This window comes from Pedobacter anseongensis, from assembly GCF_037482965.1.
GTDB lineage: Bacteria > Bacteroidota > Bacteroidia > Sphingobacteriales > Sphingobacteriaceae > Pedobacter > Pedobacter anseongensis.
The window spans coordinates 1,491,674-1,516,674 of record NZ_JBBHKB010000001.1 but is presented as its reverse complement, the minus strand read 5'-3'; the positions used below and the strand labels follow the sequence as shown (position 1 = coordinate 1,516,674).

19 protein-coding genes and 1 tRNA gene are annotated in these 25,001 nt (G+C 38.3%); 5 read left to right on the top strand and 15 right to left on the bottom strand.

Going from position 1 to position 25,001, the window contains the following annotated elements; all coding sequences use genetic code 11:
- Positions 1-65: 65 nt before the first annotated feature.
- From WG904_RS06745 to WG904_RS06735, 3 genes are read left to right on the top strand one after another with little or no spacing between them, the layout of a single operon-like run.
- Entirely contained in the window at positions 66-413 is a 348-nt protein-coding gene (locus WG904_RS06745) for a hypothetical protein (protein ID WP_339578529.1), read from the top strand.
- A gap of 35 nt (positions 414-448) precedes the next feature.
- Positions 449-802 (top strand): DUF5655 domain-containing protein, encoded by a 354-nt coding sequence (locus WG904_RS06740; RefSeq protein ID WP_339578528.1) that lies wholly within the window; start codon positions 449-451, stop codon positions 800-802.
- Positions 786-1,193: a hypothetical protein gene (locus tag WG904_RS06735; protein WP_339578527.1), complete on the top strand. Its 408-nt coding sequence runs from the start codon at positions 786-788 to the stop codon at positions 1,191-1,193. The genes WG904_RS06740 and WG904_RS06735 overlap by 17 nt, the downstream gene beginning before the upstream one ends.
- On the opposite strand, the gene WG904_RS06730 is transcribed toward WG904_RS06735, so the two are convergent.
- The 5 genes from WG904_RS06730 to WG904_RS06710 form a co-directional block, all read right to left on the bottom strand.
- A complete protein-coding gene (locus WG904_RS06730; protein WP_339578526.1) occupies positions 1,180-2,850 on the bottom strand; it encodes a M1 family metallopeptidase in 1,671 nt (556 codons plus the stop codon). The genes WG904_RS06735 and WG904_RS06730 overlap by 14 nt on opposite strands.
- A gap of 110 nt (positions 2,851-2,960) precedes the next feature.
- Entirely contained in the window at positions 2,961-4,343 is a 1,383-nt protein-coding gene (locus WG904_RS06725; RefSeq protein WP_339578525.1) for an aminopeptidase P family protein, read from the bottom strand.
- A gap of 246 nt (positions 4,344-4,589) precedes the next feature.
- Positions 4,590-4,663, bottom strand: a tRNA-Asp gene (locus WG904_RS06720).
- Positions 4,664-4,738: 75 nt separating this feature from the next.
- Positions 4,739-5,812: a peptide chain release factor 1 gene (gene prfA / locus WG904_RS06715; RefSeq protein ID WP_339578524.1), complete on the bottom strand. Its 1,074-nt coding sequence runs from the start codon at positions 5,810-5,812 to the stop codon at positions 4,739-4,741.
- 62 nt (positions 5,813-5,874) lie between these two features.
- Complete coding sequence (locus WG904_RS06710; RefSeq protein ID WP_339578523.1) at positions 5,875-6,621, bottom strand: UDP-2,3-diacylglucosamine diphosphatase; 747 nt, start codon at positions 6,619-6,621, stop codon at positions 5,875-5,877.
- 156 nt (positions 6,622-6,777) lie between these two features.
- Between WG904_RS06710 and WG904_RS06705 the strand changes: the two genes are divergently transcribed.
- On the top strand, positions 6,778-7,788 hold the full coding sequence (locus WG904_RS06705; RefSeq protein ID WP_339578522.1) for an NAD(P)/FAD-dependent oxidoreductase: 1,011 nt from the start codon (positions 6,778-6,780) through the stop codon (positions 7,786-7,788).
- A 2-nt stretch (positions 7,789-7,790) separates the two neighbouring features.
- Positions 7,791-8,114: a 2Fe-2S iron-sulfur cluster-binding protein gene (locus tag WG904_RS06700; RefSeq protein WP_339578521.1), complete on the top strand. Its 324-nt coding sequence runs from the start codon at positions 7,791-7,793 to the stop codon at positions 8,112-8,114.
- A gap of 45 nt (positions 8,115-8,159) precedes the next feature.
- Here WG904_RS06700 and WG904_RS06695 read toward each other — a convergent pair whose 3' ends face one another.
- From WG904_RS06695 to WG904_RS06650, 10 genes are all read right to left on the bottom strand, one after another.
- Entirely contained in the window at positions 8,160-8,849 is a 690-nt protein-coding gene (locus tag WG904_RS06695) for a hypothetical protein (protein ID WP_339578520.1), read from the bottom strand.
- Positions 8,850-8,964: 115 nt separating this feature from the next.
- A complete protein-coding gene (locus WG904_RS06690) occupies positions 8,965-9,867 on the bottom strand; it encodes a DUF1735 domain-containing protein (RefSeq protein ID WP_339578519.1) in 903 nt (300 codons plus the stop codon).
- A gap of 29 nt (positions 9,868-9,896) precedes the next feature.
- Positions 9,897-11,477 carry a SusD/RagB family nutrient-binding outer membrane lipoprotein gene (locus WG904_RS06685; RefSeq protein WP_339578518.1) on the bottom strand — a complete coding sequence of 527 codons (1,581 nt, stop codon included), beginning with the start codon at positions 11,475-11,477 and terminating at the stop codon, positions 9,897-9,899.
- 11 nt (positions 11,478-11,488) lie between these two features.
- A complete protein-coding gene (locus tag WG904_RS06680; protein ID WP_339578517.1) occupies positions 11,489-14,605 on the bottom strand; it encodes a SusC/RagA family TonB-linked outer membrane protein in 3,117 nt (1,038 codons plus the stop codon).
- A 254-nt stretch (positions 14,606-14,859) separates the two neighbouring features.
- Complete coding sequence (locus WG904_RS06675; protein ID WP_339578516.1) at positions 14,860-16,551, bottom strand: S41 family peptidase; 1,692 nt, start codon at positions 16,549-16,551, stop codon at positions 14,860-14,862.
- 113 nt (positions 16,552-16,664) lie between these two features.
- On the bottom strand, positions 16,665-18,578 hold the full coding sequence (locus tag WG904_RS06670; RefSeq protein ID WP_339578515.1) for a hypothetical protein: 1,914 nt from the start codon (positions 18,576-18,578) through the stop codon (positions 16,665-16,667).
- 414 nt (positions 18,579-18,992) lie between these two features.
- Positions 18,993-19,208: a hypothetical protein gene (locus WG904_RS06665; RefSeq protein WP_339578514.1), complete on the bottom strand. Its 216-nt coding sequence runs from the start codon at positions 19,206-19,208 to the stop codon at positions 18,993-18,995.
- Between the two features lie 112 nt (positions 19,209-19,320).
- Positions 19,321-20,097 carry a DUF4397 domain-containing protein gene (locus WG904_RS06660; RefSeq protein ID WP_339578513.1) on the bottom strand — a complete coding sequence of 259 codons (777 nt, stop codon included), beginning with the start codon at positions 20,095-20,097 and terminating at the stop codon, positions 19,321-19,323.
- Between the two features lie 18 nt (positions 20,098-20,115).
- Positions 20,116-21,729, bottom strand: a complete 1,614-nt coding sequence (locus WG904_RS06655) for a SusD/RagB family nutrient-binding outer membrane lipoprotein (RefSeq protein ID WP_339578512.1) — start codon at positions 21,727-21,729, stop codon at positions 20,116-20,118.
- A gap of 22 nt (positions 21,730-21,751) precedes the next feature.
- Positions 21,752-24,853 (bottom strand): SusC/RagA family TonB-linked outer membrane protein, encoded by a 3,102-nt coding sequence (locus WG904_RS06650; RefSeq protein ID WP_339578511.1) that lies wholly within the window; start codon positions 24,851-24,853, stop codon positions 21,752-21,754.
- Positions 24,854-25,001: the final 148 nt, after the last annotated feature.

Below are 25,001 nucleotides of genomic sequence, written 5' to 3'. Positions count from 1 at the left end.
AATCAAATAAATTAAAAACCAATCGGCAGTCCGGTTGTTTTATCGTTATATAAATTATAACGAACATGGAACAGCCCGCAGAAATGAACACGCTTAGTCAAATTTTAGAAAAATTAAGACTTAAAGGAAAAGATAACGAAATAAAGATGTCCGATCATGGTAAAATGCAATCGGCTAACCTCAACAAAATATATAAACCAGAAGATTTAACCATTGTGAAAACCTATCGCTTCGAAGGTATGTCTGATCCAGGAGATAATTCTGTGCTCTATGTCGTTTTAGATAAGGACGGTGATATTGGCTATATGTTAGATGCATATGGCACCTATTCCGATCACGATGGACCAGCTTTTGATGATTTTCTAAAGAAAATTCGTGTAGCCGATCGCGATGAGCAAGAACTTTTCAATTAAAAATGGTCCCCAGCGGGGCCATTTTACTTAAATAAATGACAATTTCAGAACTTATAATTGGGAAAAGTGAACATACCATTCGGTTGTGCAATTACTTTATTAATGTTTATGTGCAAATGGGAGAAATAACTCCACATGCTACGAAAACAATGATTGCCTTTAAAGCCCACAAAAATTTCGCTTATATCATTCGTCTAGGAAAAAATTATATCGATATTGTATTGCCTTTTAAAGCCGCATATACCGACAATCTTTGTTTTAGCAAGATTGCGAAGGTGCCCGGCTCTGCCGATTTTAATCATCATTTACGAATCTTTACCATCGATGATATTAATGAAGAAGTAAAATACTACATGAAACTAGCCTATGCCAATGGAAAGGGAATATGAATTGGATGGTTGTAAAGTAGTCGTGCAGTTTGTGCCAAAATTGATTCGCATACAAGGATCTGAGCAGCTTTTAGCGTTCCTCAGCGCTGATTTAAATACACATACGCTAAAATTGGTAAAATTAATTAAGGCCGACTACTTAACAATATTTGGCAAGCCTTTAAAAATAACCCATGCTTCGTTAATGGTCGAGATTTGGGGGCATTTGTATGCGAGTAAATTTGCAACTGCTTTAAATGAATTGATAAAGCTTAACATCATTCAAAATCTTACTAAAACGGTTATCAAAAGAAGCAACACGATCGACTGCGGCGAGGCAGATGTTGATAGTAATCGCTCATTCTGGGATATATTAGCAAAATTTAAGTCGATGATTGTTAAGTTCCTTTAATATTTTTTACTTTTAGATAATAAATTTTATCTATAACATCTGGCGTGAATAATTCCAATTGGGCAGGTGTTAAGCTTAACGATTGCAAAGCGGTTGTTGGATAAACTTTTAATACCACGTTTCCCTTTTTTAACACGAGCGGCAAATTAAACCCGTCTACACAATTTTTATACTGATAATATACTTTACCCTTATCGATATAAAATTCTAAACTTGGAATTTGCGTAGTGCGTAGGTATTGATCAAACACCTTTCCATAATTAAACTTTGCTTGTGCAGAAATATAACTTTCTACCTGTGCTGAAGTTACCGTTTGATGATAAAATTGGCTATTTAAGCCTCTCAATATCCCTCTAAATAGCCCATCATTATTTAAGCTATGTCTGATAGAATGCAATAGATTTCCCCCTTTCGGATACATATCGCCACTACCTTGAGCATTTACATTATAAGCCGGTATAATTGGTTTATCATTTCTGATGCCTTTTCGAATGCCATAATTGTATTCATTGCCTGCCGTTTCGCCAAAATAATAATCTACAAACAAGGTTTCGCTATAATTGGTAAAGCCTTCATGAACCCACATATCGGCCAAATCTTTTGTGGTAAGGTTATTTCCGAACCATTCGTGTCCGCTTTCGTGGATGATGATAAAATCCCATTTCATACCCCAGCCATAGCCCGACGCATCTCTTCCACCATAACCAAATTTATACTTATTGCCATAAGAAACGGCCGATTGGTGTTCCATACCTGTATGAGAGGCATCTATTAATTGATAGCCATCTTCGTAAAAAGGATAAGGGCCAAACCAATATTCAAAAGCCTTTAACATCTTGTGCACTTGATCTGGCATATAAGCCTTTGCCTTCTTCAAATTATAATCGAGCACCCAATAGTTTAAGCTTAACGGGCCTTTTTCTCCTTTATACGTTTCTTTAAAGTTTACATATTTTCCAATGTACGGGATGATGCAATAATTGCTGATGGGATTCACCACATTATACTTCCATGTGGATGTTCCGTTTCCATTTACTTTCTTAACTGCTAATCGGCCATTGCCAATGGCCACTAGCGAATCGGGGACGGTCATGGTTAGCGAAGCCCCCTTATTTGGCTCATCACTTTGATGATCTTTATTAGGATACCAGATTGAAGCGCCTAAACCCTGGCAAGCTACCGTCATATATGGTCGGTTTAACGAATCCACGCCGAAAATAAATCCACCATCCCATGGCGCACGAACAGCCTGATGCACTTTTCCCTGGTAATATATTTTTACTTTATTGAGCTCAGATACATTTTGTGCAGGCACTTTTATAAGCCAAATGCTACCTGTTTTTTCGAAAGATAATTGTTTTTTTGCGTTGAAAATTACACTATCAATTATAAGAGGTTCTTGCAAGTCGATTTGCATTTTTAACTTTCCATTATTTGCCTTTACCACTTTATAAGCAATTTCATTCGAACCTGAGATGGTTTTGGCGACGAAATTAGGCGTAACGGCTAGTTCATAACGTTGCACATCCCACCAGGTTCTTTCGGGTGTTAATGAGCCTCTAAGGGTATCTGCCTTTGTAAATTTTTTAGGCACTTGTGCGTTTAAGTTTAACACTAAACCACAAATTAAGGTTAAAAAGGTAAGTTTTATTTTCATTTTGTATAGCGTTAGTTTTATACTCTTAACAGTAAGAAGTTAAGGCTATAAAGGCCATTTGCTTACCAAATACCTTAATTTTCTTAATGCCTTAATGTTTCAAAATAGATTTAGTGGGAATATGCTTTCTCTCTTATTTCTTCAATCTCCGCAATCGAAATCGCCAATTCCTTACCTAATTTTCGATAGCTGTTTGCTGTAATCACATAATCGTCTTCCACTCTTATGCCTCCAAAAGTTTTAAATTCATCTACCTTATCGTAATTGATAAATTCAGCAAATTTATGCTCAGCTTTCCATTTTTCGATTAACTCAGGGATAAAATAAAGTCCCGGTTCTACGGTTATTACGAACCCTGTTTCGAGTTGCTTCCCTAATCGTAGCGATTTTAAGCCAAATTGCGTAGTATTTTTTTTAAATTCTTCGGTGTAACCTACGTATTGCTCTCCTAAATCTTCCATATCATGCACATCGAGTCCCATCATATGCCCCGTACCGCATTGAAAAAAGAGTGCATGTGCTCCTTGAGCAACTGCGTCTTGTAGATTTCCTTTCATCAGGCCCAGGCCTTTTAAACCCTCGGCAAGTTTTAAACAGGCGGTATAATGGATATCTAAATATTTAATGCCAGGTTTAAGGGCTTGTACCGATGCGCTGTAAGCATCTAGAACCACCGAATACATTTCTTTTTGCAGTGTAGTAAATTTCTTCCCAGCCGGGAAAGTACGTGTTAGATCCCCCGCATAGCCCATAGTCGTTTCGGCACCAGAGTCGTTCAACACCAAATCTCCCTCCTTTAACGTATTGCCATGGTAATGATTATGTAAAATCTGGCCGTTTACTGTTAAAATCACCGGATAAGCTAGGTTACCACCATCTTTTAAGGCAACTTGTTGCAATGCAGCGGCAATCTCCTGCTCTTTCATTCCTGGTTTTGCCAACTCCATGGCTAAAATATGCATATCTGCCGAAATTGAAGAGGCAAGATCTAATTCGGCAAGTTCAATGTTCGATTTTATCGAACGCTGGGCCACTACGGCCTTGATAAAGGTTAAAGAGGGTGCGTCCAAATGCAAAGAAGCCAATTTTATTTTATTTTCGGCCCGGTATGGGGGAAGAAAATGAATTTCTCTCTTTTTATCTTGTGCACTTTTCACGTAAGCCGAAAGGCGATTTGAAGGCTCAACTTGTTTAACATCCGCTTGTAAAGCTTTATCTTGCAAGGTTTGTTGACGACCCATCCACACAATTTCGTCTAAACTCATTTCATCGCCAAATACAATGGTTTTATCCTCATCAATATCGATAATGGCAGCTAGCTTTGGAGCATTTATACCGAAATAGTATAGAAAACTGCTGTCTTGGCGAAAGTGATACGTATTATCGAAAAAATTGATCGGACTTTCTTCATTCCCAAGGAAAAGCAAAATTCCACTTTTAAAATTCGACTTTAATCGATTCCTGCGATTGTTATATTCTTCTTTGCTAAACATACCTTAAAATATAGAACAAATATGTCAAATATTTCACAGCATTTAATAAGTAGTTAAAATATAACGGCCTTTAGAGAATTTTAGGCTATGAGTCCACAACTTTTGTACATGATCCCAAATTATTTGCTTAATCCACAGGTTTTGGTTCCGATCCCGAAAAACTGAATAAACTGACAAGTTGCTAAAACAAAAAAGCCTGTTTTCTTGCGAAAACAGGCTTTTTATAGCGTTCGGTAGTTAAACCAGCGGACCGGACGGGACTCGAACCCGCGACCTCCGCCGTGACAGGGCGGCATTCTAACCAGCTGAACTACCGGTCCGTTTCCCTTTCGGGATTGCAAATATAGTGTCTTTAATTAACTTTCCAATAAAAAAAACAAAATAATTGTAAGTTCTTAAATTACAGAGCCTTCTTTCATCTTCTCTGCATTCTCTGCAAATTGCAGGGCATCGATCAATTCTTGAACCCCGCCATCCATCACGCCATTTAAGTTATATAATGTTAAACCAATACGATGATCGGTTACCCTTCCTTGGGGATAGTTATACGTTCTAATCTTGGCCGAACGATCGCCCGTAGACACCATCGTTTTACGTCTAGCCGCAATATCGCCATTTTTCTTCTGTAACTCAATGTCGTACAATTTACTACGAAGCATTTCCATTGCAATTACACGATTTCCCAATTGCGAACGCTCTTGCTGACAAACCACTACCAACCCCGACGGTCGGTGTGTTAACTGCACCTTAGTTTCTACCTTGTTCACATTTTGTCCACCTGCACCACCCGATCGTGAGGTTTGAAGATCGATATCAGCAGGATTAATATAAAGGTCAATTTCTTCGGCTTCTGGCAAAACAGCAACCGATGCTGCCGAAGTATGCACTCGGCCTTGTGTTTCGGTATCAGGCACGCGTTGTACGCGATGTACACCAGATTCGTATTTTAGCTGGCCGTACACATCCTCTCCGCTCACCTTTAAAATTACCTCTTTATAGCCACCAGCTGTACCTTCGGTTACATCAACCGTTTCTACTTTCCAGCCCTTTTGCTCAAAATAGCGACTATACATCCGATATAAATCACCCGCAAATAACGCTGCTTCATCACCACCGGTTCCTCCTCTAATTTCAAACACCGCATTTTTTGCATCTTCAGGGTCTTTTGGAATCAGCATTAAACGGATATCTTCTTCCATTTTCTCTTGTTGTGCCAATAGTAAATCCAATTCTTCCTTAGCCATTTCACGCATTTCCTGATCCTTTTCAGTACTCAAGATCTCTCTATTGGCTTCGATATTACTCATTACATTTTTGTAGATTTTGTATTCGTCTACAATCTTGCCTAAATCTTTATATTCTTTATTTAAAGCTGCAAAACGCTTCATATCCTGTATGGTATCAGGATTGCTCAGCTGCTCTTCTACATCTTCCCAACGCAACTTTATCGCTTCTAGTTTTTCTAACATACTGCAAAAATAAGGAAATTTTTAGTAGTTAGTATATAGTAATTCGTAGTTAAACTGAGCGTCTAGCTTGTAGGTTCAAAATATTTCATTTTCAATTCATTTCCATCAAAAACAGCGTACGAATTGTAATTAATCCATTCGCCTATATTTATGTATCTGCTATTTTCGCTTAACTTAATATCAAGGGGTAAATGTCGATGTCCAAATATAAAATAATCGAAATGCTCCTTTAGCAACTGCTCTTTGGCAAAAATTGCTAACCATTCATTTTCTTCGCCTGTAAAAACCTCTTTTTTTGCGTTTGCTATTCTGCTCTTGCCCGACCAACCATTTGCCACAAACAAGCCAATCCGTGGCGGCAGCACCGCAAATAACCACTGGCAAAACGGATTCCTAAATACTTTCCTTAAGAATTTATATTTAGCATCGCCAGGACCTAAGCCATCGCCATGATGCAAATAAAATTTCTTTCCACCACGATCGATGATGAGCTCATCGCTAATAATTTCAATGCCCAGCTCTTTGGTGAAATATTCATCTACCCACATGTCGTGATTGCCTTTAAAGAAATAAATTTTTATTCCATTATCGGCCATCTGTGCTAATTTGCCTTGCAAGCGAACAAAGCCTTTCGGAATAACCTTATTGTACTCGAACCAAAAATCGAATACATCACCCATTAAAAAAAGTTCGCTACACGAAGGTTCAATAAAATTAAGCCACCTTACTATGCGATTTTCACGATCACGACTATCGATATAATTTGGTGCACCCAAATGGAAATCAGAAGCGAAGTAAATGTTTTTCATTTAGGGCAAAGATAATATTTTTTTGCATGGGACACGGAGCGTGTTTTGCAGTAAGACACCTTTAAACACTACCAATTTTATAGATTATTTTCGAAATAGTCTGGAACATGTCTAAATAGTGTAGTGTATTTCGTAACTTTGCACAAAATTTTAGTCATGATTTCTACAGATATAGCCATTATAGGTGCCGGACCAGTTGGTCTTTTTGCGATTTTCGAAGCCGGGTTGTTAAAAATGCGTTGCCATTTAATCGATTACCTCCCACAAGTTGGTGGGCAGCTTTCAGAAATTTATCCTAAAAAACCTATCTATGATATTCCCGGTTATCCTACGGTGCTTGCGCAAGAACTTGTCGATAATCTAGTAGAGCAGGCAAAGCCCTTCCATCCGGGCTATACCCTTGGCGAACGAATCGAAGGCTTAGAAAAACGTGGGGAAGCCGATTTTGTGTTAACTACTAATATGGGTACCATTATCGAAGCTAAAGTAGTGGTTATTGCAGGAGGATTAGGCTGTTTCGAGCCACGCAAGCCGGCTGTTGCTGGTTTAGAGCAATTCGAAAACGGCAGAGGCGTAAATTATATGATCTTGGATCCAGAGAAATACCGTGGACAAAAAATGGTAATTGCTGGAGGAGGAGATTCGGCATTAGACTGGACCATTTTCTTAGCTGATATTTGTTCTGAGCTAACTTTAATCCACCGAAGCGAAAGTTTCCGTGGCGCGCCCGATTCGGTTAACAAAGTAATGGAATTGGCCGAAAGCGGAAAAATTAACCTCGTGTTAAATAGCAATCTTAATTCCGTATCGGGTGATGGTAAATTGGAACACGTTGAGGTAATCCATAATCGTACCATGGAGACCACTACGTTCGAAGCCGATCATTTAATTCCACTATTTGGCTTAAGCCCAAAATTAGGGCCTATAGAACAGTGGAACCTTAATATCAGTAAAAGTGCTATTGAAGTTAATACCGACGATTATAGCACCAATATACCGGGCATTTACGCTATCGGCGATATAAATACCTATACAAATAAACTAAAGTTAATTCTATGTGGTTTTCACGAAGCTGCCCTAATGAGCCATAGCGCTTATCAGTACATGAACCCTGGTATTAAATACACCATGAAATACACTACAGTTAACGGCGTAACAGAATTTTAAACATGACAGACATTTCCATACAAGTAGAAGATCGAGAAGGCAACATCAGCGAGCTAACCGCCCCTACAGACATGGGCTTAAGCTTAATGGAATTTTTAAAGGCAAGCGAATATGATATTTTAGCTACCTGTGGTGGCATGGCATTATGTGCCACCTGTTGTGTGGATGTGATAGAAGGTGGAGAAAAATTGAACGAAATGACTGACGACGAGTATGCGATGCTAGATACACTGCCGGATGTATTGCCCAACTCAAGGTTAGCTTGCCAATTGCAGTTAAACCAAAGTATGGATGGTCTTAAAGTTAGACTCCATGCAATGGATTAAATAAAAAAGCGCTTTAACCAAAAATTAAAGCGCTTTTTTTATCCGTTAATAATTCCAGACAAATCTTCTGTTAAACGAGGCCGGGTCGATCTCGAAGCTGCTCGAAAAACGAACTTCAGACTTATAGGTTTTACCTTCGCTTTCGGCAGGTAACCACTCCATACGGAACAATTTGTCTTTGAAAGATAGATTGGCTTTATATTCCAAATTGTTGATTACATAGTTGGCAACATACTTGGCTTGTCCGTTTGCATCAACCATGGCCAAGAAATCTGCGGTTACTTTAGCTTTTCCAGACCGTTCCTTTGGTGGAATCTGATCTTTTAATTCTTCCTCTAAAAGTCTTTTAAATTGATCAACCGAGCAAATAGGAACCGGTATGCGCGCACTATTCGCTATATTCGGATCTTTATCAATTACCTTAATTTCTAAGCCTGCAATGGCATTCTGATCTAGGCTTAACAATTTATTAGCGGTGTAGTTATAGCGTAACACCATTTTTCCTGCTGAATTGAAAGCATACCAATCTCCTGAGCGCTTATTATCTTTATAACTCCCTCTTAAACGCGTTACATTGGCTGCATCTTCGATGATGAAGGCGCCTTCGAGCTTTTTATCTTCGGTAATATTATAGGTAACTTTAGACTGATCAACTAACTTACCTGTCTTTTCAACACTTAATACTAAAAGTGTGGTTAAGCCTGCTAACAAGCTTGTGGCTAAAAAAATTTTCATGGTATATCGTATTTGTGTATATCAAATTTAAATAAAATTTTCTACAAAAAAAACAATGCAACCAAAAAAGGGCTGCTCGAAAACTCAAGCAGCCCTTTCTTTTTATAAAACAGAACTATCTATCTCCTGTACGAATCCAAGTCTCAGTAGTACCTCTGCCTAACCAAGTCCATTTAAGAATAAACTTTCTGTTAATAGGGTCTACTAATACTACTTCATCAATGTTAGAAGCGCGGAGTGATCCACTAAACGCAACTACACCAGTAATGGTAGTGTTATCACCACTGAACTGATATCTAGCATAACCACTGTAAGTTTGCGCTAAATAGGTAACCTCAAGCAAGTTCGGCCCTACAGTTCTCAATTCAATACCTTCTTCAGTATATCCTGGAGGAGCTGGAATATTTCCATCTCTTGTACCATAAGTATTAGTTACGTTATATGTATACTTACCATCCCAAATACTTTTTAGGGGTAGGTTATAAATAACCGTACCAAAATTACCACTAACTTTGCCGTAGCTAGTTGAGGCCACCTTAATACCCAATACATTCGATTGAGAAGCGTTAAGTAATGAAGCTTTAACAGAGATATCAAAGTTAGCAACCTTCTCTCCCTTTTTAATGGTTACCGTACTAGGGAAAGTAACAGCATTGCTGGGCAACTGATTATATTTTGCAGACGCTGCTGCATTAGGGTAAGCGGCATTCCAAGCGGTAATTGCTTCTGGAGCAGCAGCTAAGTTTACAGTGATGTCTTGAGGAGCTACATTTTCTGCGCCAGCCCATCTTACCGAGGCTTTAATTACTGATGTAGCTACCGATGGGTCTAGTGTAAGCGGTGTGTACACAAAAAACGGGGCACCTCCCGGAGAGGTAGTAGAGCCAGTATTGCCAAACTCTACTACGTTACCTTCAGCTTTATCAGGATCCAACACCATTGAATCATCTTTCAAACAAGATGTAAACGCTATTGCAACCACTGCTAGTGCGAAGACTTTATATATGATCTTTTTCATTTTTCTTATTATTTAAATTTAAACTTAAATTAATTTAAGTCCCAAAATATACGTGAACTGAATTTGTCAATACCAGCCGGCGCATTTGCAGGATTCAAATTGTACTCTTGTTGTGGGTAAAGCACACGTGTTGGTAGGCGAGTTGGGTGTGTAGAGATCGATTGTCTAGAAGCAAAAGTCTCTGTAGGAACAGTTGATCCGTTTATAATACGCGGATAACCCGTACGTCTGAACTCATTAAATGCTTCATCATTAGCAATCTCGTTTAAAGCGATATACTTCTGAGTGATAATGGCTTCAACCTTTTCTTCAACAGTAGTCGCTAAAGCAAAATTAGCTAATGGGCTAATGGCGTTGTCATTTTTGTACTTTGTAACCGCTGCAGCCACATCTTTACTTGGATCAACTACATTGCTTGCATTTTTGAACAAATAGGTAAACGATTGTGTAATCCCATTGTTAAATGCTGCTGCTGCATCACCAGATAAATAACCGCGTGCATAAGCCTCAGCTTGTAAAAAGTAACTTTCAGCAGCCAACATTACCGGTACGCCCATGCCTGGCCCTTTTACAACACCTGGTAAGCTTAAGGCAGCGTTATTTCCTGTAAACCATGCCGAACCAGCTGATAACGCCGCAGGTACACCTGTAGACTCATCGCCCAATTGGTTCTTAGGGGTAGAAGGATAGTTTCTATAGATTACTTCTCCTCTTCCCTTATCAGCCAATTTAGTTCCGTCGTAGAAGCTAAACATCCATTTAGTTGGAATTCTAGAGGTATTTACGTTGGTTCCTGTACCTGTAAAACCTAAAGAAGCATAAACTGGACTAGGCCTAACTGTTTTTTCATAAACAGGTTGATTAATTGCATCAGTAGTTAAGAAACCTAAAGTAGTATTCATACTATTAAAGGCCGCTGTAGCATAAGATTGTTGAGCTGGCACTCCAGCCATCTTAATTAACATACGTAACTTAACAGTATTTGCAAACTTTTTCCATGAATCCATATTTCCAGCAAATAATGGATCGGCAGTAGCAGCTATCTTAGTAGTTGCGGCGTTAGCTTGACCAGTTGTTATGTCTGCAATTGCTTTATCCAATTCAGCGATACATGCTTTGTAAACATCTTCCGCTTTATCATATTTAGGTTGCAAACTTGCAGTTCCTTTTAGTGCATCGGTATAAGGTACGTCGTTGTACTGATTAACTAAACGCTCAAAAGCAAAAGATTTCATAATACGAGCAATACTTGTTGAGTAAATCAACAATGGCTCACCAGCAGTATTATCTAAGATGTACTGAAAATCATTAGCGTTATCGTAAGAAGACGTCCACATTCCGTTAAAGTTACCTGTACCGAAATCGTAGGTAACTACCGAACCGAAACCACCGAAACCACCTGCGTTTGCCTCAGCGCCAGAAAAATCGGCCATATTTCTACTAAATGTGTTACTAATTGATGCTGCACCTGTAATTGCCTGTGGCAATACTAAACCTGGTGTAGCAGAAGTTAAGCTATTTGGGTTGGTATTAATGTCTAAGAACTTTTTACAAGAACTTACTGACACCACCACCATGCCTAACAATATGTATTTAAAATATTTTCTCATATTCTTTATTTCTATAGGGTTAATGATAAACTTAAACCATAAAATCTACCTGGAGGCGTTTGGCTTAATGATGTGAAACCTACTGCATTGCTATCAGAACCTAAAGCACTGTACTCTGGATCGGTATACAAGTTGGTTTTAGGAGCCCACAAGAACAAGTTACGTCCTTGAACACTAACTTCAGCACCTTTTATAAACTTAATTGAGCTGATAAATGATTTTGGCAACTGATAAGACAAAGATGCCTCACGTAATTTCCAGAATGCACCTGAATACGTATAGTTAGAGTTAACAGCTGTATTAGATGGACCATTTGTCCAGAAATCTACACCACCTGTTCTAACTGTAATGTTATCATTTGCAACATAGGTATTGGTAACTGGATCAAGATACGATGAATTAGGCACTACAAAACGCTCTCTGTTAAAATAAGTAGTTCTGATACCAGCTCCAGAGAAATCGAAACCAGTACTAGCACCTGTATAAATTACGTTTCCAGAACGATATTCGAATACAGTTGCAAAGCGTAAACCTTTAAACGATGCGGTTAAGTCTAAACCTAAACGATGTTTTGGCTCAGTGATACCTAAGATACTAGTAGCAGTTGTTGCACTAGGGAAACCTGTTAAACGATCAACAATGATACGACCCTGTGGATCTTTATTATAGGTTGTACCTTTTAACAAAGGGAAAGGCTGACCAACTTGAGCAACAATGTTTGCTGTACCAAATGTACCCAAACTTACGAAAGTTTGATCTGAACTAATCGAAACCACTTCGTTATCGTTATAGGTAAAGTTACCACCAAGCGAAACTTCTAATCCTGAAGCTGTGCGAACTGGTACTAAACGTAAGCTTGTCTCTATACCTCTATTTTGTACTTCTCCTGTGTTTGTTAAATACGAAGTAAAACCAGTTGAGTTTGGAATGTTTACTCCTACAGTTTGATCTACCGTACTCGATTTATATCCTGTTACGGTTAAATTTACTCTAGATTTAAGCATCTCTAAATCGAAACCCGCCTCAAATTGAGTAGTTATCTCTGGGTTGATGTTTGGTGCAACCACACGGTCGCCCACACCAAATCCAGGTACTGAAGCATACGGATAGCCATACTGCTGACCAAATGTTGGTGTTAATCCATAAGCACCAATGTTTACTTGACCAACTCTTGATACACCACCTCTAAGTTTTAACGTCGAGATAACTTTCGACTCCTTTAAGAATGACAATGCATCAGAAGCAATGAATGACACATCGGCAGCTGGATAAAATAACGACCAGTTATCTTGTGATAGGATAGATCTCCAATCGTTTCTAGCAGTTACGTGAAGGTATAAATAGCTCTTAAATCCTAAACGTGCATCAGCATAAACACCCATCTGACGAACACGATTATTACTTTCGCTACCAGCGGTATTACCTCTAGTATTACTTACGTTGTATAATCCTGCTGTAACCATATCAGATGACGAAGCGCTAACACTTTTAGCGATGTTGTCACGAACGCTCGCACCACCAATGATGTTTAACGAGAAATCGTTACTTAATTTTTTAATGTATTGCGCCTGGAACTCAGGATTAAGTTGTGTAGAATATTGTGAATTATCGCTTACACTACCTGGTCTGTTGCTAAAGTTAGACGTAATTCCCAATCTATAAGAAGAAAAAGTATAACGATCAGACCAAGATTTAGACGATACGTTACGCGTATTTAAACCCACACGGAACAATAACGTTAAAGGTTTGATTGGGTTATATTTAACTTGAACCAAACCAGTCAAATAATCATTTCTTGTTAACGTTCTAGCATTACCCAAAGTAAAATAAGGACTGTCATAATACTCGTTATAGAAACCATCAGGCGTAGAATATGGATCATTTCTCCAATCTTTATAACGCGTTAATGGCACTTGTCCTGGAGTCATCAATACGTTGTTAAATGCTGTACCTGAATCTCCTAAATCATAACGATTCTGAACATAGTTCGCATTAAATGAGAAGTCTACATTGTTACCTAAGTTTTTAGCTCCGTTCAAACGAATTGTAAAACGGTTATATTTATCACCAGGAACAGTACCTGTTTGATCAAAATACTGAGATGAAAGATAATATGAACCTTTTTCATCACCAGAAGAAATGCTAAAATCAGTTTGGTTATTTACACCAGTTTCCCAGAATGCTTGTTTTCCTTCTTTCTCATTATAAGAATAAGGTACAGTTTGGATCGACCCATCAACTAAAGGTTTACCAATTTCTTTCATGCTACCATCAAACTCTGGACCATACTGCTGATTCTCGTAAGGGGTATAAGTAGGAATATCATCCGGACCTGTACCTGAACCAAAACGTTTTTGAACTTTTGGTAAATAAGAAATCGACTCAAGACTAGTAGTTTGGCCAACTTTAATTTGAGTTACACCTGCTTTACCTGTTTTAGTTGTAATGATCAAAGCTCCGTTTGATGCATCAGAACCATATAAGGCTGCAGCACCAGCACCATTTAATACTTGGATATCTTCAATATCCTCAGGGTTTAAGTTACCCAAAATAGAACTTGGAACGATGATATTATCAACCACCACTAAAGCCTGGTTATTACCTAATAATGAACGATTACCACGTAACACCAAACGTACCGAAGGATTAACACCTGAACCAACTGCGTTTACTTGTAAACCAGCAACTTTTCCAGATAATGCACTCGCAACGTTGAAAGCCTTACCTTGTGTTAATGATTCAGATTTAATTGTAGTCGACTGGTTACCTTGCTCACGACGTAAGATGCTTACACCACCCGCTGTAACCACAACCTCATTCAACGTTTGTGCATCAGCTGATAACTTAATCGTACCAACGCTAGCACCTGAAATTGCTACCTCTATTGGTGTGTAGCCTAAATAAGAAATCATTAAAGTTTTACCAGAATTAGGAACTCTTAATGAAAACTTACCATCTACTCCTGTAGCCACAACTACTGCCGGAGCCTCTTTTACTTTTACAGTTGCACCTGGAATGGGCAATCCGTCTTCACTTGCAACTACTGTACCTGTTACTACGCGATCTTGAGCGAACGCCGTAACAGTTATAGCACACAAAATGAATAAACTTAGTACAAGTTTTTTCATAAATTAATAAATTTAGGTTAGTTATTAGTTAGTTAATTGTTGTTTAATGTATAAATATGGTTAAAAGTATGTTAAAAACAAAACTTTGAATCTAAAAATAATTGTAAATACTTGATTATCTAGAGTTTACATTTTAACAAAATTTAACACTTCTAGCTATACTAAGTCAAATAAATGGATATTTTAAACTTAGATTTTAGTTATAAAATAAATTTACCTTTTAGGCTACTCTTGAAGAATAGCCTAAACGGTAACTATTCACTTTGATTGGCAATTTTCTTAGGCGAACCAATTGTTTTGTATCCGCCTTCGCCTTTTAAAATGGATAAAATTTGGAAATTAGCAGCAAAAAGAGCTTTTGCACGCTTAACTTCTTGATCATATTGAAAAGATTGTTCAACTTTACCTTTATCGAAATAATAACGACCTACAATTTGGGTCTCAAGTACTTGTTTAACCTCTTGCTTGTGGTTTTCTAATTCATTTTTCTTGGTAGCGAGCAGTTTTTCCTTCAATAAATCCAAATCAGCTTTCATATTCGTTAATCTATTCTCTTTCTCAGCTTCAGCAGTAAGTAGGGTAAGCAATTTCTCCGTATTTGCAGTATAAGTATAATCCTTACCCTTAATGGAAGTTAAAAAAGCTTGGTAATCTGCATCACTTAGCTGAAAAGATTTCGCATCCCCAATCGCTTTATGGGTAGTTCTATATTGATTAGCGTAGTTGAAAAAGAGGTTATTTGCCACCAATGTTTGAGTAATTGAACTATGGAGTGATGGTGCCACAATAAGATCTGGGTAAATTCCATTTCCATTATAAACTGTTCGGCCAGCTTTTGTCGAGAAAGCTTTCATAACAGAGTCTGCAAATTTCCCAGCCATACCATTTTGATCCTTATGTGCATAATCTAATGCTTGAATACACCTACCAGATGGCGTATAATACTTCGCAACAGTAATTTTAACTAAACTATTGTAAGGAAGATTAAAGGTTTGTTGCACCAAACCTTTACCATAGCTACGTTGGCCAATAATAACTGCGCGATCTAAATCTTGTAAAGCGCCGGCTACAATTTCAGACGCAGAAGCAGAACTGCTATTAATTAAAACTACCAAAGGCAAATTTAGTGCCATTGGTTTAGCCACCGACTTATAGCTCACAGTTTTTGCCGGGTTTCTACCTTTTTGAACTACGACAAGTAAATTTTCCTCCACAAATAGGTTAACAATTTTAACCGCTTCCTGCAATATTCCACCACCATTATTTCTTAAGTCTAAGATTAAACCTTTTGGCTGTTGCCTATTGATGGCAATCAATGCATCCTTAACTTCTTGTGCAGAATTCTCTAGAAATTTATCTAATTTGATATAACCGAGTTGATTATCGAGCATTCCGGAATAGCTCACATTTGGTTGTTTAATCTCATCCCTAACCACCGACTTCTCGAGAATTACACCTGCTCGCTCTAACTGCAATTTTACCGGCGAGCCTTTTGGGCCACGTAGAAGCTGACTAATCTGTATCCGATCCTTTCCAAATGTAGGAATATCATTAATGCTTACAATTAAATCACCAGGTCTAATATCCTGTTTATGAGCTGGATTTCCTTCCAACACCTCATTTACGTATAATTTTTTTTCAATTGAGACGGTACCAGCTCCGATACCACCGTATTGGGTGCTTACATATTTAAGTTTGTACTCTTCAATTTCCGATTCTGGAATATACTCGGTGTAGGGATCCAATCCCTCCAACATCGAATCGATCCCAGTGCGCATTAAATCTGAAGGATCGGTATCCTCAACATAGTTAATGCTAATTTCCTTGTAAAGGGAGGCAAATATATCCATATTCTTAGAAACTAAGAAGAGGTCTTCTTTGAAAGAAAAAAAAGCAATAGCTATAGAAACTATTAATAAGACAGGAATAAACTTAGATTTCTTCATATAAATGGACGTAGTAGGTAAATATACAAAATTCGTATAAAATAAAAAAGCAGCCCCTCTTTGAGGGACTGCTTGCATTAAATTATATATAATTTAACTCTAAAGAATAATAATTATAATTTAACGTATTTGCTAACTTCTGTTGCGTTATTAACATCAACACCTTTAGCTTTTAAAGTTGAAACAACATCACCTGGAATAACAAATACACTTAATTTAACTAAGTTAGTACCAGTAGTACTAGTAGCACTGAAGTATGAAGCTTCTTGACCACCAGTTCTAATAAGTTGTTGAACAGTTTGGTTTGGAGCAACACCACCTAATGCAACAGCGTTACCAGCGTTATTAGTTGCTGTTAAAGCAGGGCTTGAATAATAAGTAGTTTCAAAACCACGAGCTACAAATTGAGCAGTTGCAGGACCAGCAGTTGCAGCGAAAGCAGCAGTTACTGGATCTAATACGTTACCACCATTTTGTAAAGTAGTTGGGCCAACGATAGTAGCAACTGAAGCATTACCGAAACCTGTACCTGAAGTGATATCCCAGTTTAAACGCAATAAACCATTTTGAATAAGTGTTGCAGTTGCACCAGCACCAGCAGCCACAGTAGCAACTTGGTTAGGACCTACAGTAACAGGTGTACCAATTGTACCAAACGGTGCACCAGAAGCCATAAAGTTACCTACGAATGGGTTTACATTGTTGTTATAACCACCAGTTCCAGTTACAAAAGCATTAGCAAATGCATCAATTGCAACCCAACCAGCATCATTTCCTGGGTGAATAACTAATGATTGAGCACCAGCAGCATTTTTAGCATTATAATATTTGTATTTAACAAATACTTTACCGTCTTGTCTGTATTTCTCAAAGTTTGGAACTAACGATTTTAAGTCAAAGTTAGTCATTGCAGTATACTGAGTAGCGAAGTTAGTAGTACTGTTTTTAACTTGAACGTTTTTGTTTGAAGCCAATACTAAGTTTTGACCTAGAGCTACAGAAGAAGGTAATGCTTTAGCATAAGTTAAATAACCAAATGCTGTACCACCAGTAACTTGCAATCTATCGATATCTGATTGAGTTAATGTAAACTCAGCAGTAGGATTACCTTGGTTTCTGCTGTATCTAAATTTAGCACCAACTTGGAAAGGGAATGCACCTAATTGAGCTGCACTAGTTGGAACAACGTTGAAGATACCAGGAGCACCTACAGGGTCATTTTGGAAGATCATCTCTCTATCGTCACCCCATCCAGCATACTGGTTAATACGAATTAAATCGTTAGCAGTAACCGCATAAGAAGTAAAGATGTTATAGTTAGACCAAGTAGGAATGATATCCTGACCATATTGTCTAACCGCAACAGCAGGAGCACCTGCAGTTACCTCAGTTACATTCTCAAAACCTCTAATGATAGTGTACGTTTTAGCGGCATAAGCTTGACCTAAAGGCAAAGCGTTAGAACCCCAAGTTCCATCAGCCAATTTAGGACCATAGAAAATTGAAGTGTTTTTGTCAAAATAGAAATCACCAGTTACACCAATTGCTGCAGTTGGAGCACCATTTCCAGCTAAGAATTGTGTACCGTTAACACCAGCTGCACCAGTAGCACCAGTTGCACCAGTAGCACCATCAGCACCAGCTGCGCCAGTAGCGCCAGTTGCTCCAGTAGCACCAGTTGCCCCAGTAGCACCAGTTGCTCCAGTAGCACCGTTAGTTCCTGATAACGCAATACCAGCAGGCCATGCAGTAGCAGTTTTAGGGCCATAAAGCATTTTAGTTGCTGAATCAAATGCGTAATCACCAGTTGCACCTAATGTAGAAGCCGGAGCGCCAGTAGTAGGTAAAATTTTGGTACCAGCGGCACCAGTTGCGCCAGTAGCACCAACAGCACCTGCAGCACCTGCAGCACCCGTAGCACCAGTTGGACCAGCAGGACCCGCAGGACCTACCACAGGGTCTTTCTTACAAGCGTTAAACGCAAGAAGAGAGCTCACCATCATTACAGTTAATAAAACTTTTCTCATAATCTTAGAGTTAATAAAATTTATTTTCTTTTTTCTTGCTTACTCTATTAACAGTTTTCAGCATTCCCTGTTTGAACCAACATCAGTTCACGGTACGAATATACACTTAAAACAATAATTTTAAAAAAAATATTCTTTTTTTAAACATTAATTGTTTGCAGACTATAAGTCGATACCATAAAAAAATTGTATCCGGCAACAAATATCAACTTTAGTTTTAATATTACCAATTTTTTTTTACTTTTTTTTATTTTATGTGCCTGAAACACTAAACATTAAATAGGTGGTGTTAAACTAATATTTTAGAAATATTCAAAGCTTGACGAAACTTAAACGAGATAAAGATGTAAAACGCTACACCCAATTTCATTTTAATTTATAAGAGCTTTCGATAAATACGGAAAGACAGCCATTTTACAACCTATTGCCTTCTGGATCGGCTAATGCTTTGCGAATGGTAAATTCGATATAGGCCTGGTCTCTCTTTACCAATGCCATCAACTGTTGTACCAACTGGTCTTCCTGCCCTGGATTAAAAGAAAGATCAACTTGCGCCAAATCGCGATATTTTCTTAAAAATTTAATCTTAACCTTTTGCCAAGTTTCTGGAGTGAGGGTGAAATTCGCCATACCTTTATATATATGTTGCAAAAGTATAAAATTTTAGCCTATAAAAAAAGGTTGGCTATTTTAACAGCCAACCTTTATAGTCTTACGAAGTTTAAGACTTAGCAAGTATAAATTATCTCACGTAATAAAAGGAAACATATGGCAATCGCGCACCTGTATTCCCTGCATAACCTGTTGCAAATACCGTATAAACCCTACTACTTAATAAGGTACTTGCACTATTGTAAGTTGCAAGTGCTGTAGAAGTTGGCAACGCCCCAGCAGGCCTAATGGTCCAAGTAGACGAAATGTTAACTTGTGAGGTTGGCAAAGTAAATGGAGCACTGATTCCCATAAAAGGAATGTTTTCCGCCACCTTCACAGTACCGATATACAAGTCCATAGCAGGTACATTAGCCATTAGGTTCGTAAATCTATATCTCACGAAGCCAGAATCCGGCCGTGTAACATCTTCCTCTACGGGCAAACCCTTCCGCTCCAAGGTATCTGCGATGTGAAGCGAGTAGTGCTTGCCTGCAGCCATATTCATTGTGGTTTTATACACCTCAATAGAATCGATGTTTGTACCTCTTTTTGGAATCGATACTGAAATTTCATTAGCGCCCGGATTAACGGGTAAATAATCACCAAAGTTCCCACCACCTGTATTAAAGCCCCCACCAGGAAATGGATACCGTGTGGTAACTATTGTAGCGCTAACCCTTACCCCATTAATCTTTATCTGCGTAGCAGGATTATTATAAAAGGCTACATTGTAATTTATTTTAACTCTTGCCTGATCTGGACTTACATATTCAAAATCCGAATAGTTTATTGCATTTTTCTTGCAGCCATTAAATAGCAAAACTGCTAAAAGGGCTATTATTGATAGTTTCGAAAAAATCTTCATAATTTTCAATTTTTTGGGTTAAGGTAAAGAAAACCATGTCTCTTTTGTGGTGTAGTCGTCTTCGTATGCGCCTAGACGTTCCAATTCAGCTCTATTCCATAAATACTCGGAGTTATAGCGTGGCCTAATTCTGTACGCATATTTTCCAACTGTTGTTGGATAAAACTCCGAACTTTCGAGAGGCTTGAATTGTTTAAATACTAATGGATCATAATGATATTTACGCATGTCGCACCATTGTTCTTGTCCGGCCCATCCCCATTGCGCAATGTACTTTTGACCCATAATATCTGCAATAGTTAAATCACCAGCACTTTGAGCAACTTCGCTAGAAGCCATATAAGCAGTAATCTCGGCCGAAGTGATAGCCGGTGCCTTGATGACCCCATTTAACCCATATAAATTTACAAAATTCATGTGACCAGTGATTCCATTACGATAAGCAGTATATGCTCCAGCCTTATCGCCTTTTATGAACAAAGCTTCGGCTTTTGCGAATTGCATTTGAGCATAACTGAACAGTAGATATTTTGGCTTATCTACTGTAGAAGTTCCTTGTCCGAAAAGATACTTTCCAGGATAGGGTGCAGAAGCAGTATTTACAGCACTACCGTATACACTTGGAATGGTTTTCGTAGTAGGCACATCTCCTTTGGTTGCTACCACTCCCCTGTATACCCCGTTAGTCGCAGTAGATGTAGTTACCATTGGATTAATCATACGGGTTAACCGTGGATCGATAGATGAAGTTGGGCTGGTTGGAGGCACCCCTCTAACTCCACCTGTTAAATAGTTCACAATTGGCTGACCTATTCTTCCTGTTGTAGTTGCACTTAAATAACCGCCCAGCACGCTATTTGGATTAGCATCAGCTGAAGTATTTCCATTGAAGCTAATTGCTGCATCTTCTGCCGCTGAAGCAAAAGATAAGTCGGCATATTTTACCACACTATCGGCATATTTACTGGCAAATTCTGGTTTATTCGTTAAGTGGCTATATTGTTGTGCTAAAATAGCGTACACAAATTTTTTCCATTTGTCTCTATCGCCTTGGAAAAGGAAATCGTTATTTCTTAATATAGTGCTATAGTCGCCTACATCGGTCTTATTCAAATTAACCAATGCCAATTGGCACCACTCCCTCACTTTAGCATATACCTCTGGCTGATCTTGATAACCAAATGTTAATTGATCTTTATAGGCTTCATCTAAAATAATTGGGCCATGAGAGTCGGTTAAGAACTGAAAGCCCCATGCTTTAATGGCATACCCAATTCCAACTAACCCAAAAGCGCCTTGTTCGTTACCTTTGGTTAACATATCTTCTAGATTTAAGCCAGCATCTATGTAAACAAATCTCCACATCATGCCACCAACATCTGATGCGGCAAAACCGTGACGTTCGAATACATTTAAGCTAGTTTGCGCCATAATTCCTTGCGTAAACTTAAATTGTGCATCTCTATAATCTTGAGCTGTAGACATGGCCATGCGCGCAATAATTGGCGCCAGGTAAAACTCTGCTCTAGACGTTTGCGGCGTAGCAGGGTCTGTGTTTACATCTAGCCATTTTTTACACCCGCTGGCCGAAAACAGCATGATAAAAAGGCATATTATTCTAATATATTTCATATTTATAATCTTTAAATTCAACTTATAACTTGATTCTTAAGCCAATGTTAACCCCTAATGGGCGACCCATGCTACCGTAATCTATACCGTAACCACCAGAACCACCAGTAGCTGGATTATTTCCGTTTGTATCTGGATCCATACCAGAATAATTTGTCATCAAAAACACGTCGGTTAACGTTACGTACATACCTAAACTAGAAATAAAATTAGTTTTAGCTGCAACTGTTTGTGGAAGATCGTAACCTACAGTAATATCTCTTAAACGCAATGATTTAATATTACGCTCAACAAATTGCTCTGGTGCCAAGCTCCCTGTAGTACTGGTATAATAATTCGAATTTAAATATGGCGTAATCATAATATTATTCTTAGTAGGATTATCTGTATTCTCTAATCCGTCTTGTAATACGCCATTAAGTATCCGTGGTTGCTCACGATCTAGTGTTTTGATACTCAACCCTCTTCTGTACAACTCATATTGAGTTTGGTTATATACGTCGCCACCGTGTCTATAATCGAACAAGAATGAGAGCGACAAATCTTTGTATCTAAAGCTGTTCACGAAACCCAATGTAAATTTAGGTGCCCTGTCGGCAATATTAACGAACTCAGAAGAGCTTTTTAAAATTGGCATTCCACTAACTGGACTGATTAATAATTGCCCTTTATCATTTTTTGCATTCACCCATCCGGCTAGTGCTAATGTACTCGATCCAATGGTTGCAGAAGAACGGGCACCATTTGCAATCCATGTATCTGAATCATAATACTCTGGCAAATCATCAGCGATAGATTTTACGATACCTTTATTGTGGGTAAAGTTAAATATCATATCCCAATTAAAATTAGGCCTGCGGATTGGCGCTCCCTTTAGTTGTAACTCTACCCCTTTATTAGAAACTACACCACCATTCATAATACGAATTACGGAACCAGTAGCATAACTGATACGAGGCGATATAATTTGTTTGCGACTTTCTCTTGTATAATAGGTTGCATCGATCGAAATACGATCTTTTAAGAAACCTAATTCTGTACCTACCTCAAAATCGAAAGTTTGCTCAGGCACTAAATCAGGATTACCCCCTGCTGCTAAATCACGTGTAAAACCACCACCACTTGTGGTAACTGTACCCAAGCGGGTGGCTAAAGCATAAAATTTATAAGGTTCCTTACCCGTTAAACCGAATGAACTTCTTAATTTACCACTGCTTAACCATTCCAATTTTTTAACTGCTTCTAACTCTGTAAAGTTAAAGGCCAAACTTGCCGATGGATAAGCGAAATATGGATTATTAGGCATCATACGTGAAGCCGCATCACCTCTACCTGATAAAGTTAAATACAATAAACTTTCGTAACTTAACATTGCCTGTACAAACAAGCCTGCATTTCTACGGCGTGCAATATATAACATCGCATTTCTTGTAGTAGGTAAGGTATTATTGATACTATAAAAATCAGGATCGAAAAATGAAGTTCCGCGAGCAGAGTTAGTTTCATTATTAATGTTATCCATGGTTACACCAAAATTATAAACGGTACCAAATTTACCATACTTCTGTCTAATTTGACCGGTTAATTGACCATTGAAAGATTTATTTAATGTACTATAGGTATTAATTACACCTCCTGTTTGTGAAGTAGCTGAACCAGAACCGCGGTATGACAAAGGATGGAAAACAAGGTTACCATCTGTATTAGATACGTTTGCACCAATAACAGCATTAAATGTTAACCAATTAGTCGCCTTATAATTGAAATTGGAATTGAAGAAAATAGTATTCGTTCTATCATCTGATAAATTCTTATTAACATCCCAAAATGGATTATCCACCTCATTATAGATATCTGAAGTGGTAAGTACACGCTGACCAGTAGGCGTAATCCAATTTCTAACATCGAAACGCGAAGGGAAGGTTAATAAGTTCATTAAGTAACCTGCCAATCCTTTATTTGCTTTACGATTGTATGCATTGGTATAGCTAAAACGTGTTGTCATTTTAATTTTCTCAGATAACGCAGCTGTACCTACCAACGAAGTTACGAGACGTTGGTATTTTGTTTCAGGTATCGGACCATCATAATCTGTGTACTCGGTAGACCAACGGTAGGTAAACGACTCTTTACCACCTTCGAAAACAAGGTTATTTGTTAGCCTTCTGCCTGCATCGAAGAAATTACCGATATTATCGTAAATCTGCAATCCTTCTGCATATTTAGGACCGAAAAACAAGCCTGAGCTACCCGCATAAATACCGTTTGAACCACCTTGTGCATAAACAGTTTGTACTTCAGGCGGATTATTTACGGTTTCTATACGCATAGATCCATTGTAAGATACAGAAGCCTTACCCGATTTACCTTTTTTAGTTGTAATTACAATCGCACCATTCGCCCCTAAGTTACCGTATAATGCAGTTGCTTCTGGACCTTTCAAGATGGTATAGCTTTCAATATCAGCTGGATTTATATCTGATGCTCTGTTGGTATAATCTTGATTTCTATTGGTTCCCTGTATAGTAGTATTAATTTGGTTAGTTACCGAGTTATCGATCGGCACCCCATCTAATACCATCAAAGGCTGGTTGTCGCCACTTAGCGATACAATACCTCTTAATACAATTTGAGAAGACGCACCCGGGTCACCACTTGTTGGGTTAATAGACAAACCTGGTACCCTACCCGCTAAACCATTTATAAAGTTCTCTCTACCGGTTTGTGTAACTTCATCACCTTTAACGGTTGATGTAGAATAACCCAAACTTTTCTTATCACGCTCTATATTATAAGCGGTAGTAATGGTTACCTCCTTTAAAGAGTTAGCATCTTCTTTCATCACTACATTAATGGTAGTGGCCGTGCCTACGGTACGTTCTACAGGCGCATAACCTAGATAAGAGAACTGAAGCACATCGCCGGCTTTAGCTCTAATTGAATACGTACCTGCGGGTGCAGTTTGCACCCCAACGGTAGCACCTTTAATTTTTACTGAAGCACCTGGAATGGGCTGCCCGTCTTCTGCCGAGGTTACTTTTCCCATAACCGTGATCTGCTGAGCATAGGTCTGAATTGCCAGCATCATCACGCCCAAAAACAGCATGAGTAGTTTTTTTTTCATAAACGCCAATTTGGTTAATAAATTTGTTTTGTTTTGATTGTTTTTAATCTGATAAAACACGCACGAATACGCAAATTATCAAATGCGAAGTAAATATGATAAATGTTTTTGAGTAAAAAAAGAAATTAACCAACTATTTTAACATTTT

Excerpts from the sequence above, each read along its gene's own strand:
- WG904_RS06725 (WP_339578525.1), bottom strand. The coding sequence starts at position 4,343 with ATGTTTAGCAAAGAAGAATATAACAATCGCAGGAATCGATTAAAGTCG.
- WG904_RS06710 (WP_339578523.1), bottom strand. The coding sequence starts at position 6,621 with ATGAAAAACATTTACTTCGCTTCTGATTTCCATTTGGGTGCACCAAAT.
- WG904_RS06655 (WP_339578512.1), bottom strand. The coding sequence starts at position 21,729 with ATGAAATATATTAGAATAATATGCCTTTTTATCATGCTGTTTTCGGCC.
- WG904_RS06650 (WP_339578511.1), bottom strand. The coding sequence starts at position 24,853 with ATGAAAAAAAAACTACTCATGCTGTTTTTGGGCGTGATGATGCTGGCA.
- WG904_RS06700 (WP_339578521.1), top strand. The coding sequence starts at position 7,791 with ATGACAGACATTTCCATACAAGTAGAAGATCGAGAAGGCAACATCAGC.
- WG904_RS06745 (WP_339578529.1), top strand. The coding sequence starts at position 66 with ATGGAACAGCCCGCAGAAATGAACACGCTTAGTCAAATTTTAGAAAAA.
- WG904_RS06705 (WP_339578522.1), top strand. The coding sequence starts at position 6,778 with ATGATTTCTACAGATATAGCCATTATAGGTGCCGGACCAGTTGGTCTT.
- WG904_RS06660 (WP_339578513.1), bottom strand. The coding sequence starts at position 20,097 with ATGAAGATTTTTTCGAAACTATCAATAATAGCCCTTTTAGCAGTTTTG.
- WG904_RS06675 (WP_339578516.1), bottom strand. The coding sequence starts at position 16,551 with ATGAAGAAATCTAAGTTTATTCCTGTCTTATTAATAGTTTCTATAGCT.
- WG904_RS06735 (WP_339578527.1), top strand. The coding sequence starts at position 786 with ATGGAAAGGGAATATGAATTGGATGGTTGTAAAGTAGTCGTGCAGTTT.
- WG904_RS06680 (WP_339578517.1), bottom strand. The coding sequence starts at position 14,605 with ATGAAAAAACTTGTACTAAGTTTATTCATTTTGTGTGCTATAACTGTT.
- WG904_RS06665 (WP_339578514.1), bottom strand. The coding sequence starts at position 19,208 with ATGGCGAATTTCACCCTCACTCCAGAAACTTGGCAAAAGGTTAAGATT.
- WG904_RS06685 (WP_339578518.1), bottom strand. The coding sequence starts at position 11,477 with ATGAGAAAATATTTTAAATACATATTGTTAGGCATGGTGGTGGTGTCA.
- WG904_RS06670 (WP_339578515.1), bottom strand. The coding sequence starts at position 18,578 with ATGAGAAAAGTTTTATTAACTGTAATGATGGTGAGCTCTCTTCTTGCG.
- WG904_RS06740 (WP_339578528.1), top strand. The coding sequence starts at position 449 with ATGACAATTTCAGAACTTATAATTGGGAAAAGTGAACATACCATTCGG.
- WG904_RS06690 (WP_339578519.1), bottom strand. The coding sequence starts at position 9,867 with ATGAAAAAGATCATATATAAAGTCTTCGCACTAGCAGTGGTTGCAATA.
- WG904_RS06695 (WP_339578520.1), bottom strand. The coding sequence starts at position 8,849 with ATGAAAATTTTTTTAGCCACAAGCTTGTTAGCAGGCTTAACCACACTT.
- prfA (WP_339578524.1), bottom strand. The coding sequence starts at position 5,812 with ATGTTAGAAAAACTAGAAGCGATAAAGTTGCGTTGGGAAGATGTAGAA.
- WG904_RS06730 (WP_339578526.1), bottom strand. The coding sequence starts at position 2,850 with ATGAAAATAAAACTTACCTTTTTAACCTTAATTTGTGGTTTAGTGTTA.